The organism is Pectobacterium atrosepticum (genome assembly GCA_019056595.1).
Taxonomy (GTDB): Bacteria; Pseudomonadota; Gammaproteobacteria; order Enterobacterales; family Enterobacteriaceae; genus Pectobacterium; species Pectobacterium atrosepticum.
Window position 1 is genome coordinate 1,249,073 of the sequence record CP036163.1, and the last position, 16,649, is coordinate 1,265,721.

Annotated in this window: 19 protein-coding genes and 1 pseudogene; 4 read left to right on the forward strand and 16 right to left on the reverse strand. The window is 48.9% G+C overall.

Annotation, left to right across the window (positions count from 1 at the left end; all coding sequences use genetic code 11):
- Positions 1–6: 6 nt before the first annotated feature.
- The 6 genes and pseudogenes from DCX48_06290 to DCX48_06315 all read right to left on the reverse strand — a co-directional run bounded on the left by DCX48_06290 (position 7) and on the right by DCX48_06315 (position 3,898).
- Positions 7–357 (reverse strand): annotated as a pseudogene (locus DCX48_06290) (host cell division inhibitor Icd-like protein).
- Between the two features lie 89 nt (positions 358–446).
- The gene (locus DCX48_06295) at positions 447–956 is read right to left on the reverse strand and encodes a capsid protein (GenBank protein QXE14152.1); all 510 of its coding nucleotides are present in this window, start codon (positions 954–956) and stop codon (positions 447–449) included.
- An 8-nt stretch (positions 957–964) separates the two neighbouring features.
- Positions 965–1,963 (reverse strand): major capsid protein, encoded by a 999-nt coding sequence (locus tag DCX48_06300; protein ID QXE14153.1) that lies wholly within the window; start codon positions 1,961–1,963, stop codon positions 965–967.
- Between the two features lie 37 nt (positions 1,964–2,000).
- A complete protein-coding gene (locus tag DCX48_06305) occupies positions 2,001–2,870 on the reverse strand; it encodes a hypothetical protein (GenBank protein ID QXE14154.1) in 870 nt (289 codons plus the stop codon).
- Positions 2,871–2,874: 4 nt separating this feature from the next.
- Entirely contained in the window at positions 2,875–3,093 is a 219-nt protein-coding gene (locus DCX48_06310; GenBank protein ID QXE14155.1) for an AlpA family transcriptional regulator, read from the reverse strand.
- A 502-nt stretch (positions 3,094–3,595) separates the two neighbouring features.
- On the reverse strand, positions 3,596–3,898 hold the full coding sequence (locus DCX48_06315; GenBank protein QXE14156.1) for a hypothetical protein: 303 nt from the start codon (positions 3,896–3,898) through the stop codon (positions 3,596–3,598).
- A gap of 112 nt (positions 3,899–4,010) precedes the next feature.
- Here DCX48_06315 and DCX48_06320 point away from each other — a divergent pair, with 112 nt between their 5' ends.
- Entirely contained in the window at positions 4,011–4,460 is a 450-nt protein-coding gene (locus tag DCX48_06320; GenBank protein ID QXE14157.1) for an N-acetyltransferase, read from the forward strand.
- 196 nt (positions 4,461–4,656) lie between these two features.
- Here the strand turns inward: DCX48_06320 and DCX48_06325 are convergent, their stop codons facing one another.
- The 3 genes from DCX48_06325 to DCX48_06335 all read right to left on the reverse strand — a co-directional run bounded on the left by DCX48_06325 (position 4,657) and on the right by DCX48_06335 (position 6,825).
- Positions 4,657–5,448 carry a sugar-binding protein gene (locus tag DCX48_06325; protein QXE14158.1) on the reverse strand — a complete coding sequence of 264 codons (792 nt, stop codon included), beginning with the start codon at positions 5,446–5,448 and terminating at the stop codon, positions 4,657–4,659.
- Positions 5,449–5,668: 220 nt separating this feature from the next.
- Positions 5,669–6,430: a hypothetical protein gene (locus DCX48_06330; GenBank protein ID QXE14159.1), complete on the reverse strand. Its 762-nt coding sequence runs from the start codon at positions 6,428–6,430 to the stop codon at positions 5,669–5,671.
- Positions 6,431–6,558: 128 nt separating this feature from the next.
- Positions 6,559–6,825 carry a hypothetical protein gene (locus DCX48_06335; protein QXE14160.1) on the reverse strand — a complete coding sequence of 89 codons (267 nt, stop codon included), beginning with the start codon at positions 6,823–6,825 and terminating at the stop codon, positions 6,559–6,561.
- Positions 6,826–7,349: 524 nt separating this feature from the next.
- On the opposite strand from DCX48_06335, the gene DCX48_06340 reads away from it, so the two are divergent.
- Positions 7,350–7,889, forward strand: coding sequence for a hypothetical protein (locus DCX48_06340; GenBank protein QXE14161.1), 540 nt, complete (start codon positions 7,350–7,352; stop codon positions 7,887–7,889).
- 104 nt (positions 7,890–7,993) lie between these two features.
- Here DCX48_06340 and DCX48_06345 read toward each other — a convergent pair whose 3' ends face one another.
- The 6 genes from DCX48_06345 to DCX48_06370 all read right to left on the reverse strand — a co-directional run bounded on the left by DCX48_06345 (position 7,994) and on the right by DCX48_06370 (position 13,722).
- Entirely contained in the window at positions 7,994–8,566 is a 573-nt protein-coding gene (locus DCX48_06345; protein ID QXE14162.1) for an alpha/beta hydrolase, read from the reverse strand.
- A gap of 69 nt (positions 8,567–8,635) precedes the next feature.
- Positions 8,636–10,018, reverse strand: a complete 1,383-nt coding sequence (dbpA, locus tag DCX48_06350) for an ATP-dependent RNA helicase DbpA (GenBank protein QXE14163.1) — start codon at positions 10,016–10,018, stop codon at positions 8,636–8,638.
- Between the two features lie 120 nt (positions 10,019–10,138).
- Positions 10,139–10,873 carry a molybdate ABC transporter substrate-binding protein gene (locus tag DCX48_06355; GenBank protein QXE14164.1) on the reverse strand — a complete coding sequence of 245 codons (735 nt, stop codon included), beginning with the start codon at positions 10,871–10,873 and terminating at the stop codon, positions 10,139–10,141.
- Positions 10,870–11,640 (reverse strand): ABC transporter ATP-binding protein, encoded by a 771-nt coding sequence (locus DCX48_06360; protein QXE14165.1) that lies wholly within the window; start codon positions 11,638–11,640, stop codon positions 10,870–10,872. The genes DCX48_06355 and DCX48_06360 overlap by 4 nt, the downstream gene beginning before the upstream one ends.
- Position 11,641: 1 nt before the next feature.
- The gene (locus DCX48_06365; protein ID QXE14166.1) at positions 11,642–12,661 is read right to left on the reverse strand and encodes an iron ABC transporter permease; all 1,020 of its coding nucleotides are present in this window, start codon (positions 12,659–12,661) and stop codon (positions 11,642–11,644) included.
- A complete protein-coding gene (locus tag DCX48_06370; GenBank protein QXE14167.1) occupies positions 12,658–13,722 on the reverse strand; it encodes a hypothetical protein in 1,065 nt (354 codons plus the stop codon). Before DCX48_06370 ends, DCX48_06365 begins: the two co-directional genes overlap by 4 nt.
- A gap of 350 nt (positions 13,723–14,072) precedes the next feature.
- On the opposite strand from DCX48_06370, the gene DCX48_06375 reads away from it, so the two are divergent.
- Positions 14,073–15,098, forward strand: a complete 1,026-nt coding sequence (locus DCX48_06375; protein ID QXE14168.1) for an LLM class flavin-dependent oxidoreductase — start codon at positions 14,073–14,075, stop codon at positions 15,096–15,098.
- A gap of 389 nt (positions 15,099–15,487) precedes the next feature.
- Complete coding sequence (gene ypdK, locus DCX48_06380; protein QXE17166.1) at positions 15,488–15,562, forward strand: membrane protein YpdK; 75 nt, start codon at positions 15,488–15,490, stop codon at positions 15,560–15,562.
- 144 nt (positions 15,563–15,706) lie between these two features.
- Here the strand turns inward: ypdK and DCX48_06385 are convergent, their stop codons facing one another.
- Positions 15,707–16,555 carry a prepilin peptidase gene (locus DCX48_06385; protein ID QXE14169.1) on the reverse strand — a complete coding sequence of 283 codons (849 nt, stop codon included), beginning with the start codon at positions 16,553–16,555 and terminating at the stop codon, positions 15,707–15,709.
- Positions 16,556–16,649: the final 94 nt, after the last annotated feature.

The window sequence follows — 16,649 nt, forward strand, 5'->3', positions numbered from 1 at the left end:
GTCAATCTCCAGTAGATAGCAAAACTTGCTACCACCAGAGCTGCAAATCTCTTGAATGGTGGTAGCCCAGACGGGGTTTGCAGTACCGGCTCTACTGGATACCGGCCAGCCCGAAAGCTGCCCCGCCTGAGCCACCATTGATTCGGTACGGAATAATGCCGTAGAAAATGGGTGCACAAAGGCTACGACACAAAAAAAGACGCAAGGCGCGTCTGGTGTCGCCAGTAGAATACACGGGCTGCAAATCCCGATTGCCGATTTTGCGGCAACGCGAAAACTATACCCCGCGTATTCTGGCGACAGCAAGCAATTTTTATCCGAATCCCCGTGATTGACCGGGTGTGTTATCGCGTACATAGTGTTTCCTGCTCAGTGACGAGCCATGACGTTAGATGACAAGGGAGTGTTACCCGGTGCCTGCCGCACCGGGTATTTTTTGCCTGCGTTTAGCCGCCTGAAATCGCGGAATACCAGCCGGACGGTGGCAGCGAAAACTGACAGGGGATCGGCTGACTGAGTCGGCCACGTTTCCCCCGGCGTGAGAAATACCCGCGATTAACGCTAAAACGCAGACGATCCGTTCCCACACTGGCGGGGCTATCCGTTACCGCCAACCCACTGAGATAAAACCGTCCGGCTTCGGGGAAATCCTCTTCAATCTCAATCGAGCAAAACAGCTTTTGCCCTTTCTCGTTGTAGCTGACCAGTTGCGACGTGGGACGGATACGCACAAACAACCGGGATTCACCATCGATAACCTCATGTTTCACGGCCAACACTTCCCCCAGGTTATCGCCCGTGCGCTTGTGTTCTCCCCAAATCAGCGCGGTATAACGTGACGGGTTGTAGGTCGCGCCCATGTCTTTTAGCCAGGCCGGATCGATATAGCGTCCGTCAATGGTGACGCCCTCGGTGGCCACGCAAAACCAGCCGGTAGTTAACTGTGAATCGTTCATGTTCTCCCTCACGGTAACAACGTAATGGCCTGCTCATCGGCGGCGGCATACAGATAACCATCCCCCAGCGCGTAGCCCTCATTACGCCAGTAGCTGTGCTCATACACGGAACGGTCATCCACAAACTCCGCCCGGAAATAGCGGCTATGCTTCTGCGTGTAGACGTGCAGGTTTTCCAGCGTGGTCACGGCCAGTCGTTTACCCGGCATAAACGGCGGAACAAAGGCAAAGCGTCCCGCTACAGAACTGGTGACCATCTGCGCGGCGGCGAGATCCGCCGGACGGTCTGCCATATTGAACAACCGTAGCCGCTCCGCCGCCGCCAGCTCTGCACCGACCAACACCACCAGGCGCGGATCTTCGCGTAATCCCTCTGGTATCTTTTGGGTTATGAGGTGATTGGCCAATGCATCCAGATGTGGGAAATCGCCACCGCTCCCCAGGGTGATCGCATCCGTCAGTGCCTGGGAGCCGCCATTAAATTGTTTGGCGACGGCATGCCAGCCAAGATTGATATCTTCCCCTTTGGGATATTTGGTAGGGTTGGTTTCCGGGCTGAGAAACGCGCCATTTAGTCCAATACGCAAAATATCTAACGCCATTGCGCGTTCAAAGAACGCCGCCATCGTCCGGGTGAAGTGGTCAATCCCGCCCACATTGGCAATCAGTGACATTTGCTCATACGACAGCGACGCGCAGGAGTCCGTTTCAACCAGCATGTACGGCGTACCATTGACAGCCAGCGGCTTGTTAAATCGCCCTTCTAGCGCACGCCCGGTATGCAAGCTGCTATCACCAAACGTGATCGCCTGGCCGGTTTCCTCTGCCATGTCCATCATGGTAATGCCCTGCATCATCCAACCGGATTCCAGTAAGGCAATGCGTAATTTATTTTCTGCCTCATCAGATACAGAAAAACTCTTTTTGTTATTGCTTAAATAATTCGCGCCGCGGGTAAAATTACGATGAAATTCCCCCGCCAATGCCGGAGCATTAACGTGATGCATAAAATATCCTTTTATATGAATGGGGTAATAAGGTGAATTACAGTGTGTCTCGCATCATGCGATTTTTATCTTGTTCGGCGTTCACCGTCTCGATCATTAACTCCACATAATCATTCACTGGCATGAGTTGGCGAAATAGCTCACCTTCATGGCCGTAATATAAACTGCATAACTCAGCCTTTGCGATCCCATTACGGTTTAATTCATATTTATCTATAGGATGACGACAGAGTTTTAATATCTCCTCTACCGCTTTTTGTAATTCATCCATCTTTGACCAGGCATAAATATGAGACTTACTGCTTAGGCCATTAGAATAGGAATCCATCCTGTAGGAATATGCAGGCAACGAGGCAACTGGCAGTTTCTCCATGACCTTGTTCATAAAACCTTTGATATTCTTTTTCAGCATCGCTTCCACAACAGGGCGCAATAAACCCAATAACCCCTGCCGCGCCTGATAGATTAATTTAGCCTTTTCGTGATTGTCCTCCGCACGCTGCCGCTGCACTTGTAATTGTCTCAATGCCTCTTTCATCGAGACAAGGCCTTGCCGGGTATCAAGTACATTGTGATTAGGATTAGGATTAGGATTATCCGCTTCACCACCGTAGCGGAGAACGCCTTGATGGGCTTCATTAAACGCTTCCTGTGCCGCCTCACAAATCGCCGTACCACGCTCAATCAGGAAGTTGATTTCGTCCGGGTCACACATGTAGCTGGGCATGTTATAGCCCGTCAGCGTTTCCAACTCGGCTAATGAACGCTCCATTTTAAACAGGCGATAAATCTCAATGACGCGGATCGCATAACCGCCATCCCCGTATTTAGGTTCAAATGGAACCAGCTGATAAGCCGAAATGACATTCAAGGTTTTATCATATTTACAGCGTTCTATTTTTTTCATTTCCTTACTCCGCACTTTTCCTATTTACCAGATTGCTATTAATCCAATCGATAATTTCCTGCTCCACCCATGCCACCGTTCTTTCCCCGATCGATACATTAAGCGGGAATCGACCATCCTTCATTCGATGATAAATCGTTGAACGAGGAAGCCCCGTTTTAGACATTACATCCCTCAGACGGATTAACCGTATCTCTTTGTTTTTAATCAATGAAGCATCCATAGCCATACCTTCCACACATTTATTTGAGATGCACGTTCCCTCTGAGATTAATTCAGATTCAAAAGGAGTTCGTAAGATGTATATAGATTTACATGGCGGGATTTTGTTGTAAATAGGGGTAGTCAGGTGAGAGTCATTATTTAAAGGTCTAATAATTCATATTGGCATATATTCAGCAATATTCAGTAATATCCAGTAATATCCAGTAATATTCGTCCTAGAAGCACCAATGGTAACAAAATGTAAAAAAAAGATAGTGCCCGAGAATTACACATCTTTGAAAATAAGTATAAGAGCATGTATAGTAAAATTTATCGAACGACAAAAACTAAATTAAAAACAATAAATTAAACCATAAAATCGATTCCTGCTGGGGACACCATTCACACGTCTAAAAGCCCTTAATAAACTCTATTTTTCCCTATAAAATCATAAAATTAAATCATATACGTTGTCGGCTAAAAACTACGATGTTGTACCAACATAGGTATAAGAATGCCGCTTATCGTCGGCTTGGACCGGGGAAATTATCGACGAGTCTAATTTTGAAGTCAGGGTGAGCGTCAACAATCTGAATTTTAAAATCAGGAAAGTTATCAACAATTTTCCATTGCCCTGCTCGGTTAGCAAACGCGGTAACTTCTTCTACTCTAAGGTGTTCGTGCGCGTTGACAATCTGCACCCTATAGTCTGGAAACGAATCAACAATTTGAATTCTTCCATACACTTTAGATACATCGACAGCAAGGGAGAATGGCGAGAAAAGAACAGCGCAACAGAGCAATGCTAAACCTAAAGGCCTCATATTTATTTCCTTGATTTATATATATTCCTGAAGATTATTTCATGGTAACTATCTGATTTTGTCAATATAGATAGATGCTTACACGACGTTAATCTAACAATACGGAGGTTATATGGAATGGCGCGATATCTCGCTTCGTCTGGCTACGCCGGAGGACGAGCGGTTCCTGTTTGAGCTTCGCCGTGCGGCGATGGATGAACATCTTCAAAGAGCTGGCGTTATTGCTGATGATTTGGCGCACTGGCAGCGAATAAAATATCATTATAATGACGCCTATATTGTGCTGATGGGGTCTCAACGCATTGGATTATTCAAACGACATAAAGGCGACAATGCGTGGATTATTATACAAATCCAGATTTTACCGGCCTACCAGGGACAGGGCATCGCGGCGTGGTTATTAAAAACATTTTTACAGCAAGCGGATGAAGCCAATGTCCCCGTTACGCTGAGTGTTTTGAAAGGCAACAGGGCAATAACGCTCTACCAACGTTTAGGTTTTAAGATCGTTGATAGCTCTGCTAGTGCATTAAAGATGAAGCGCAGCCAACGTTTACTATAATTTTAGAGTGTCATCCCCTTCGTAGGGTAAATATCTTTCCTGTCCGCTATTTCTCCGATGCTATTTCTCATGCATTACGTCCCCAATCAGTAATGAGAAGCCAACATTAAAAGGTTTCAATACATTGAGAAGCGCAAAACAGGAAAATACCCCACAATAGAAAGAGGTATGTTTGAGCATACCTCTCTTATCATGATTATTTCGATACTGTTATACTGGCATCTGTAAATTCTGGGTAACCGGCCGGGCGGCCATTATTCAGGTTAGTCAGGAAATTCCCGTCTTTAAGAGGAATCGAAGCTGAACCATAATCAAACGCATTTAATAGGTTACGCAACTCTTGATTATTAATACCATCGCCAAGCATTGAGTACCAGCTGATAAGATCTGGCGTGACAAATTTTCTATACGGATTTTCCGCTTGTTCATTCGTTTTAGAAAAGCGGAAAGCATGGGTTAATGGTCCATCTTTGTGATAAGAAAATTTCAGATGACCATCCTGCTTGTCGATACTCGACGCCTCTTTGGTCGTTAACTTACCATGTGCACTGTAGCTACCGTGCGTCACCACACCATTTTTAGTCCAAATAGCCACATGTTCCCAATCATGGCGGTGGCCTGAATTTACACCATTCAGTATCTGGTCTTTTAAAAAGTAGAGCGCATAGAAGCTACCGCAATAACGAGATCCAGCAGAATTAACACAGGCGTATCGATGCAATGTATTTGACGAGTCGAGAAAGTTACTCCATCGGCACCCACCCGTTATATTTCCTGATGGTTTCAACCCTCCATTCTGTACGCCGCTACGACTTACTCCAGCGCTAGGAAGGCAACCATCTGTATCAAAATCAAATACAGGCGCAATGGCTCGTGCATCAATTCCGGATGGCAACGCTTGGTTCAATTTAGGGAAATTATCTGCATGTGAAGAAAAAGTGGCGAACAACATTGAGAATACTAGAATCGTTTTCTTTCCTGAAAGCATATTAACTCCTTTGGCAACGGATAGTCCTTTTAAAATCAACACTATCAATAGTAAAAAATGTAACCATAATGAAAGTGTAGGAAGGAATACTTTTAACAAGAAAGAGGGGGAAGTAAAAATCATTTATTTACAACAATAAATCATTGTATATTTAGCCTGCAAAATAATGCATGTGATTTATATATAATAAATCAGTAAAGATCCTAACCCGTTAGGATCTTTACTCGCTAACCACGTCATAATGCTGGTTGCCTGCATCAAAACGGTATTCCAATAGAATATCGCCTCCACCATGGGAATAGCAGTTCAGCGTAATGCTATGGTTATCTACACCGTTCTCAATATTCATATAAATTGGTGTCATGAAAAAACCAAACTGGCATTGCTGAAAATCAGGTTTGAGAAGTTGATCGACATTGCCGCTCTTCTTATTGATCGCCTTGATTCCCTCAACAACCATCCCTGTATCGCTGTTTTGATACACCCCAACGAAGCTATGCGTCGCCGTTTGTCCCCAGAAAGGAATATCAACCTGCCCTTCTAGCTTTGCGGGTTGCTCGCTATCGTCAAAGGATGCCACACGCCGTAAACTAACATCATAACGTGCCTTTCCGTTTGACCACTCGCCACGGAGTTCTTCCCCTATTTCCGTCAATTTAAACGGGCAGTGGGTTGTATCGATACCGGACTTAACGCCCTCAATGATATATTTATCATAATCCTGCGGGGAGTGGATTTCGCAGATCTCAAGCGACGTTTCCGTGAGTCGTCCATACAGAGGAATCGGCGCTCGGTATTTATCGTAAAAATAGCTCCCGAGAAGATTTTTATCTTGGTCTGAGCTGTATTTCTGCAATGAAAAATGTACTGGATAAGGCCCAATGTGGCCTTCGTAATTGCTTACGACATACCAGCCAGCATGCGCTTCCCATGTTGCCGTCAACAGTCCACAGGCTATTAAGGTTGATACTGCTAATCTCATACATTCACCTTGTCTACCCGTCATACTTCAAGCCGCATGTGCGTTGGTTTTCTGCAACTCGCGTTGTTTAGTGTATCGATCATGAAAGTGAATCGCTCAAAAGCAGCGCACAACTTCAGCATATTAAACTAATCATGGTGACAGCAGGGGCAGATTTCCACCGTAGAAACCGTCATCACGGTTGTGCCCTGACAATCCCATTCAACACGGACAGGCCGATTTTCAGGCCCTGAGTAGTGCAAATACTTATCGACTGGGCTTTCCGTCATACCGGTAATCACCTCAGTAGCAATGAGATCATCACCCGCAAATACGCGGGCTGTCGCCTGTGACGCTTCTCGCGTTTCACCTGATTGCCGATACAAATAGTTAACCGTCAGTTTAATACTGGGCATAGCACTTCTTAACAGAGCAAAGATAAGGAAAACAGTGTATCGCGTTCCCCCGCACTTGTAGAGCACATACATGGCATGAGGCACTACCGATCCCTGCTAATACCATGATAGTTATCTATTTTTTAAAAACTGATATGTTTGGTCACAAAAAATCACACGGTTAGTAATCAAAAAGTTAAATCTTATGCCTTTTGGATATTAATGAAGCAAAAAAAATAGCCGATACCTTTTTTGATAGGGTGTTTTTAATGCAACTGCATTTTGCATAGATCGTGTTTGGCATAAATACTGTTTTACATTAACCGTGTTCTGACTGAACCATTTATTTAACGTCATGGTGTTGAATAATAGGAAATTATACTCAGCAGATTGATGCCTCTTCCAAGGAAGGTAATTAACCTGCTTGCGTCAGTGACCTACATTTCAGCAATTTTGGCATTAACGTATGTGGTTTTAACACACTGAAGTAACTCACTGGTAAAAACCATTACCAGCATTAAATAGATATAAGAAGGAGTTATACTGTGGTAATTCCAGATATTCAACTCGTGAGTGCGACGACCCCGGCTACCATGCCCCCTATTGGCGCGGCTGCAAATCCGACTGTCGTTGCAGCCATCAGCCCAAGTAATAAAACCGACACATCAGCAAACTCAGACTCTCAAAATATGCCGGACTCGAACGAGAGTACGAAGGTCACGCTGTCTTCTCAAAAGAAGCGCGCTACTGAAGAGAAAGATGCCCAGCCACCTGAACAGATCAAGGCGCAGCAAAAAGCCGCAGCCGAATATTCTCTGGCAACGACGGGTATTCCTTTGTACAACGGCAAGCTGGTTTCTGTGATTAAATACCCAGATGGTAATTCTGAAATGTTTGATGCCTATACAGGACAGCGCATCACACAGGAAGATTTGGCACTCATGAGCGCTCTTCATAGTTCTGGTGGTGAACAGGTATTACATTTTGAGAGTAAAACGTCATATAGCAATTTGTCTGCCGCCGAAGTTTATCAGCAGATTCAAGAAATGCTGCATGGTTCAGGCGATCAAGAAGAGCTGTCTTAATAATAAATAGATGCCAAGACAGATAATCGCATTGCCCTGGCATTAAATAAAAATATAACGTTATCTTAATAGTTTAAGATATCGACTTGATGGAAACCGGCCGATTAACGATTAGGAATGAGTATTTCCGAAAACTCAGCTAATCTTTTCAGGCCATATTCCCAGGGACCAAATCCCGCTTCTGCATTAATATGTCCAGCTTCCCCCACATCAACCAGTTCGCTATCCCACGCCTGCGCCCAGTATTGGGCGCGAGTAAAACTCATCAGCGGATCGTTATGGCTGGCAAATGTCAGTGTTGGAACCGACAGCGGTGAGGCCTGAATACGATCGTCAATCTCAAAGCGCATGGGCTCGGCTGGTGCCACCAGCATAACACCCGCGATCCCTTCCTGCCCTTGTTGCACAACATGGCAGGCGGCCAGCGCACCGAAACTGTGGCCGATTAGAATCACAGGCTGTGTACAGACACTGAGCTCACGGCGGATCGCCAACACCCAGCGATCCAGATCGGCCTGATACCATTCCCGCTGGCGTATACGCTGCCAGTGAGGAAAACGCCGTTCCCAATGGCTTTGCCAGTGCTCGTCATCGCTGTCCCGCAATCCCGGCACCAGCACCATCGTTAGCTGCTGGCTCACTTCCGTCAGCCGCAGATCGATTTCTGTTGTCTGCATCCGCCCTTAACACTCCTGTCTGTTACCCAGTGACTCTCATCCTACCCTGTCTGGTATATCAGCCACCGGTTACTTTAACAATCTGGCCTTACAGCTTTTTCCTTTGATTTTGCCTTTCTGGAGCTGTTGCAGCGCACGTTTAGCACTGTCTTTACGGATTGCGACATAAGCATGTAGAGGGAACATATCAATTTTCCCGACTTCCGCTGCCGTTAATCCTACATCGCCAGTTAACGCGCCAAGAATATCGCCGGGACGGATTTTGGCCTTTCTGCCACCATCAATGCACAGCGTCATCATCTCAGGTTCGAGCGCAACATCACCACTGCGGCTAATCTCATCCGCCGATGTCCATTTAATTCGCATACCGATATAGTCTTCAATCAGGTTAGCGCGGTTCATTTCCTGTGGCGTACACAGGCTCACAGCCAGACCCTGCGTCCCCGCGCGGCCTGTTCTGCCAATGCGATGAACGTGAACTTCAGGATCGAAAGCCAGCTCAAAATTCACCACCAGCGCCAACTCTTTGATATCAAGACCGCGAGCCGCAACATCCGTTGCTACCAACACGCGACAGCTACGGTTAGAGAAACGCACCAGAACCTGATCGCGGTCGCGCTGTTCCAAATCGCCATGCAATGCCGATACGCTAATCCCGCGCATCTCCAGTGCCTCAAATACGCTCTGGCAATCACGTTTCGTGTTGCAAAACACCACGCAGGATGCTGGCTGATAATGGCTCAGAATGGCAATCAACAGCGGCAGGCGCTGATCTTTCGTTGTCTCATAGAAACGTTGTTCAATGGCCGACTCTTCCACGTCATCTGCTATTTCGAAACGTTGCGGCTGACGCTGAACCCGTGCGCTGATCTGTTCGATCTCTTGCGGGTACGTAGCGGAAAACAGCAGTGTTTGACGATCGGACGGCGTATAGGAAATCACATCATCAATGGCGTCAGTAAAGCCCATGTCCAGCATGCGATCCGCTTCATCCAGCACCAACACTTTCAGGCTATCTAAAGCCAGAGACTGCTTGCGTAAATGATCCTGAATACGCCCCGGCGTACCGACAACAATGTGCGGTGCGTGGACCAGTGAATCGAGCTGCTGCCCCATCGGCTGACCGCCGCACAGTGTCAAAATCTTAATGTTTTGCGCAAAACGCGCCAGACGGCGCAGTTCTTTGCTGACCTGATCGGCCAGTTCACGCGTCGGACATAGCACCAGCGCCTGCGTGGTAAAATCGCTGACGACAATACGATCTAGCAACCCAATCCCAAATGCCGCCGTTTTGCCACTACCGGTTTTCGCCTTGGCCCGCACGTCTGCGCCGCTCAGAACGGCTGGCAGCGTCGCCGCCTGGACTGGCGTCATTTCGGTATAGCCCAGTTCATTAAGATTGGATAACTGCTCTGCCGGCAGCGCGAGGGAAGAAAAAGAGGTTGTACTCACAGTGATTACTCTACCAAGGACGAAATAACGAAAGGTGACGCCGAGCCAAAGAACGGCGCAGATATGTCGCAATCATAGCAGAGTTCGCCATCGTTGACCGATTTACCTCCCGCAGCCCCACTAAAACAGCGAGACGAATCCTTTACTCACCAAAAAACCTTGTCCTTCAGGGGATAAAAGATAGTTCGCCAGCAGTCGGGCTTCACGCCGGGCTGGCTTCATGATGGCCAACATGTACTCGGCATCAATGCGATAAGGATCGGGTAAGTGAACCACATGCAAATCTGGCTGATTGAGCAGCAATGGCAGATAGCTGGCATAGCCAATGTGCATATCGCTCTGCCCGGTCCGAATCAGGCAACTCCCTGCCGTCATACCCGCCGGAATCGCATGGTCTAGTCCCCCACCCACCAGCGGTTTCGCCTTGTTGCGCAGCTGATTTCCCCATCCGCGATGCAGGCGTTCAATGCGATCAAAGAGCTGAAAAGCATAATCCCCACCGGGGTCACTGCCCGGCGTTGAGGTTGACAGCACAAAGCGAGGGTCAAGCAGCGCCATCAACCAAGACTGCGAGGTCAGTTCCGGTACATTGCGCATGACGATGCAAAGATGGTTGCGCGTAAACACGGCGGTTTCCTCCGCCAGTCCCCGCGTTTTCAAGCGCAAAGGGTGCGCGCAATTTGCCGATGCGAAAATATCCACCGCGTCACCGCGCATCATTTTTTCACTCAGCAGCCCCGCGGGGCCGAAAGTCGGTATCACTTCCACCGCATAACGTTCACTGAATGTCGCCAGCAAAGGAGCAAATGCGAGGCGTAGGCTGCCAGCAGCATACAGGCGAAGGGGATCGGTCATTGTGGCTCCGTCATGGTTAATATCGGTATCAGCGCACGATACGGCTGCGGCGCCATTTCCACGTAAACCTGACGCACCGGAATGCCGTACAGACGAGATAGGTTATCTTCCGTCAACACGTCATCACAGCGGCCATAAAGATAGCGCTGATTATCCATAAGAAGCAGCGCCTGCTCTGCAATGATCACGGCGTGAGCTGGGTCGTGTGTGGTCAACAGGATACTCAGACGTTGCGTTTTAGCCAGATGCTGTAATAACCGCAGCACCTGCGCCTGATTTTGCACATCAAGCGCCGCCATCGGCTCATCCAGAATCAGCGTCTGACACTCCGATGCCAATGCCCGCGCGATTAATACGAGCTGCCGTTGCCCGCCGGACAACGCGCTAAATTCACACTCGGCAAGCGAGGCGATTCCCAGCAGAGTCAGCGCATTCTGAGCCACGCGGATATCATGGGCAGAGGGCATAGCAAACAGCCGAACACGCGCCGCCCGCCCCATCAGCACCATATCCAAGACGCTATAGGAAAACGGTGGGGTAAATATTTGTGGCACAAAACCGATGTGCCCATCGCGCTGAATCGTCCCGGAAAGCGGCGATAAGTTTCCCAATAACGTATTCAGCAGTGTGGTTTTCCCTCTGCCGTTCGCACCCAGAATCGCCGTAATTTCGCCTTCCCGACAGCACAGATTTAACGGTGAAAAAAAGCCCTGCCCCTGCGGGTAGCCATACACCAGTGCTTCTGTCGATAGCCTGATTCTCGGCATGCTAGTGTCCTCTACCCTGTCGCTGTGTTTTATACAACAGCACGGCAAAAAGTGGTGCGCCGAGCAGCGCCGTCAGAATGCCCAACGGGATCTCGGCTTCACTGAGGTTACGTGCCAGATCGTCTACCAACACCATAAAGCCGCCACCCAGCCACAGCGACACCGGCAGCAATCGGCGGTGATCGGCCCCCACCAGCCTACGTGCAACGTGGGGAATAACCAGCCCAATCCAGCCAATACTGCCGCTAACCGCTACCTGAGCAGCCACTATCGCGGCACATAAACTTAATATGAGCCAGCGCAACGGCTGCACGGCCACACCCAGCGCGCGAGCGTCTTGCTCGCCCATCGACAACACGTTCACATGCCAACGCAATCGCAGCAGCAATCCCCCCGCAAGCGCTAACGGCACCGCCATCGTAATCAGCGAATTCCAGTGCGCGGTCGCAAAGCTACCCAGCAGCCAGAACACGATGCTCGGCAGCTTTTCTTCGGTATCCGCCAGATATTGCATCAGGCTAACCAGCGCACCGAAGAAGCCGCTGAGGATGACGCCAGCAAGAATCAGGATCAGTACGTTCTGCTTACCGAAGGCGGCAGCCATCATGAAAATCAACAAGAGCGCCAACATGCCGAACGTAAACGCCGACAGCAGCAAAAGCAGCGGCGTCCAGCTTAATAGAATCGCCAGCGTACCGCCGAAGGCCGCACCGGCAGACACGCCAATAATATGCGGATCGACTAGCGGATTACGGAAAACACCCTGCAGCGTGGCTCCGCTCAGTGCCAGCGCCGCACCTGCACACCAGGCTAATAACACGCGCGGTAAACGTACATTCCATACCACTTGCCGCTCGATATCCCCAAGTAAAGGGTTATCGCCAGATAGCGGCTCGACAAGGATCTGGACGATGCGCCACGGGGATAAGCTAAAACGACCTATCCCCAGTGAGCACACGGCAATCAACAGCGTCAACATCACCACCGTGAGCAGTGTGATCCGGTAGGTGCGATAACTCATTGTGCCGCGGAAGCTTCCGCACGGTAGTCCATACGGTAGAAGCGCTGGTAATACTCATTAGCGGCTTTTTGCATATCGATATCGGCAAAGCGCTCTGGATACAGCTTTTTCGCCATCCACAATTCACCAATCGCTAACGCTTCCGGCATCGGATAACCCCAAGCTTTAGCATATTCCGGCATCAGATAGACTCGATGCTGTTTCACCGCATCAATCGCCTGCCAGGCCGGATCGTTGACAATCTGCTTCACGACATCCGGGTAGCGATCCTGCACAAAAATTACCTGTGGGTTCCAAACCAATACATTTTCAATCGATACTTGCTTGAAGCCTTTTATCGATGCTGCCGCCACATTCAACGCTCCTGCATGCGACATCATCAGGCCGGTATATTTTCCTGAACCGTAGGTTGTCAGGTCTGGGTTAGCCATGTACACGCGGATTCGCTTTTCTTCTGGAATGGAATCCAGACGCGCGCTAACGTTTTGCCGTTGCGTAAAGGTATAGTCAATCAGCGCTTCGGCCTGTTTCTGGCGCTCAACCACCTCACCAATCAGCCGAATTCCAGCTTTGAGCCCCTCGTTATACGCGGTGTTTTCATCACTCATCGTAGGATTGATTTTGTCGGCCTCGCCCGGCTGATCCTGACGCAGCGAGATCGCCACAACCGGAATTCCCGTCCGTTCAATCTGTGCAATCATTTCCGGCGGCGCATAATTAGCGACAAAGACCACCTGCGGCGATAGCTTCAGCAGGCTTTCAATATTGACCTGCGTGAGATCGCCCGGCATCGTTAAATCCGCCAGATGTGGTGCCAATCGTAAATAATGCTCTCCCAGCTGTTTCTTCCAACTGGACAACACACCAACGACGCTGTCCTGTGCATCCAATTGCACCAACAGGTTTAAGGTTTGATGCTGCAACACCACTACGCGATTAACGTGGTCAGGAATAGTCACATCGCGCCCCAGTTGGTCGGTCACCTGACGCGCTGCCCAGGCGTTAGAAAACACCAAAAATAGCCCGGTAAACCACAGCGTGTAGCCAAATTTCTTTATCATGTTGGTATCCTAATTTTCGTTATATATAAAATAATACAGCGATAAAGAAAAAGAAAATACTGATCTCGCTCATAATAATATTCAGATACCAATTTTGGAGTAGATAAACCGAGGAGCGTTTTCCCTAAATAACCAGGTCGCTATTGACACGAACAACGTCAGAAATTATCTGCCAAAAAGATTGTTTATCCTGCTAACGCTTGGTCAGATAAACTGAATTATTACGTTAAAAAAATGATATTTATTCTCACTATTAATCGCGTAGAGTGTTCCCATTACTGAATTTGTAGCACCTTGCTGTGCAGGGCGAACGTGCTAAATATTTGTCTGAATATAAGGATAAATACCCTATGAAGAAGATTGGATTTTTATCATTTGGTCACTGGACGCCGTCGCAGCAGTCCGGCACACGCTCAGCGGCAGATGCATTACTGCAATCCATCGATCTTGCTGTCGCCGCTGAAGAACTGGGCGCTGACGGTGCCTATTTCAGGGTCCACCATTTTGCCCGCCAGTTGGGTTCACCTTTTCCACTGCTCGCGGCCATTGGCGCGAAAACCCGCAGCATTGAAATTGGCACCGGCGTCATCGACATGCGCTACGAAAACCCGCTGTATATGGCTGAAAATGCCAGCGCCGCCGACCTGATATCAGGGGGTCGTTTGCAGCTTGGCATCAGCCGTGGTTCCCCTGAACAAGTAGTCGATGGCTGGCGCTACTTTGGTTATCAGCCCGCAGAAGGTCAGTCTGAGGCGGATATGGCACGGCATCATACCGAGGCACTGCTGGATGTGCTGCGCGGAGAAGGGTTTGCGAAACCGAATCCACAGCCAATGTTCCCAAATCCACCGGGCCTGTTGCGTCTGGAACCTTATTCGGATGGGTTACGCGAACGAATTTGGTGGGGTGCAGGATCGAATGCCACGGCAGTATGGGCAGCGAAGCTGGGAATGAATCTGCAAAGCTCCACGCTAAAGGATGATGAAACTGGCGAACCTTTTCATATCCAACAGGCGCAGCAAATTCGTGCCTATCGGACCGCATGGGCTGAAGCTGGGCATACGCGCTCACCGCGCGTGTCTGTCAGCCGAAGTATTTTTGCACTGATGGATCAGCGCGATCGCGCCTATTTCGGCGGAAGCAGTAACGATAGCGACAAGGTCGGATTCCTCGATGAGAAAACACGCGCGATTTTCGGACGCAGCTATGCCGCCGAACCAGAAGCGCTCATCCAACAGTTAAAGCAGGATGAAGCTATTGCCGAAGCGGATACGCTATTGCTAACCGTACCGAACCAACTGGGCGTTGATTATAATGCGCATGTTATCGAAGCAATTCTGAAACATATCGCGCCGGCGATGGGATGGAGAGATTAGGCCAACCATCTAAATAATTAGCCTATTTATGAGCAGGTAACAATACTATCACTCGGCTATTAATGAGGCGTTACCCCCGAAGATAACGCCGTCAGGAATTGGGGGAATAAGGTACGATTTTCATCGGCATTCCCCCGGTTTTTCCAGCCTGTGAAACGGTTCAACGCTTTTTAATGCTATTTTGAAAATATAGTCTCTGGACCTATTGAATTCCCCCCCTCACTCGGCGTAAATTTAGCGCCGATCCCGTCATAACTGGTGTGACTCTAGTGATGACAGCGGGAAAGATTACCCTTCGGTGATATAACCAACAGCGTAATTATTTCCTTCCATAATAAAACGCACAATCGGGATCGTTGCTGGCGTGGTTTCTGCTGGAGAATAAATCGGTGAAGTATTTTTTTATGGGTATCTCATTCTGTTTAGTCGTTTGGGTGAGTACCTTTATGCTGATGGTAGAATAACCTGTCATTTGCCCGACAAAGATTTATTCGCTGAAGGGCACACACACAGAGATACAAAAGGCTGATGGTATTTATACCCTCAGCCTATTTTTATGCCCGTCACTCACCGTTCAGTTAATGATTCAGCATTATCTTTGCCATGTTCTACAGACTTAGCCCGTTCATTATCACACCGAACACGCCGCCGATTGCCAGCCACGGGCCAAAGGCCAGCGGTTTAGCCGTATCTTCTTTACGCAACCCGCGCCAGACAAGAGTAACGACCAATCCACTCAGCGCTGCAACCAAAACCAAATTCGGTAACGCCTGCCAGCCCAGCCAGGCACCTAGCGCGGCCAGCAACTTAAAATCACCATACCCCAGCGCCTCTTTACCGGTCGCGTATTTGAATACCCAATAGAGTAGCCACAGAGATAAATAACCCGCCATCGCGCCCACCACGGCATCCCCCACTGGGACAAACGTCTCAGAGAGATTAAACAGCAGCCCTACCCACAGAAGCGACAGCGTAAGCACATCCGGCAGCAACAGCGTTTTGATATCAATGACGGTCAGTACCAACAGGAAAGACAGTAGAATCAACGCCCCACACAACGCCATACTGGGCTGCCATAGCAAACCCGCCGTCAGGAAAGCCAGCATGGTGATAACTTCCACCAGCGGATATTGCACAGACACTGACTGATGACAGCAGCGGGAGCGACCGCGTAGCCACAACCAGCTGAACAGCGGGATGTTATCTTTCACCGCAATAACCTGCTGGCAGTGCGGGCAAGACGACGGCGGCCACCACAGGTTGTAGCGTGTACTGTCAGGGCTGGAATCGGTCATTCCGGCCTGAAGATCGAGGTCCTGCTGCCAGCTTCGTTCCAGCATAATCGGCAGACGGTAAATCACGACGTTTAGAAAACTACCAACAATCAGCCCCAACACGCCCAGCGCACCCAACCACCATGCCGGAAACACTTGTGCGAATTCCCTTAAATCGTCCACGTTAGTCCCTGATTATTGATAAAGAAGTGGTATAGATGAGCGTTTCATACTTTGCGGCTAGCACCAACCCTAACAATGGAGTGCTGCTAATTCT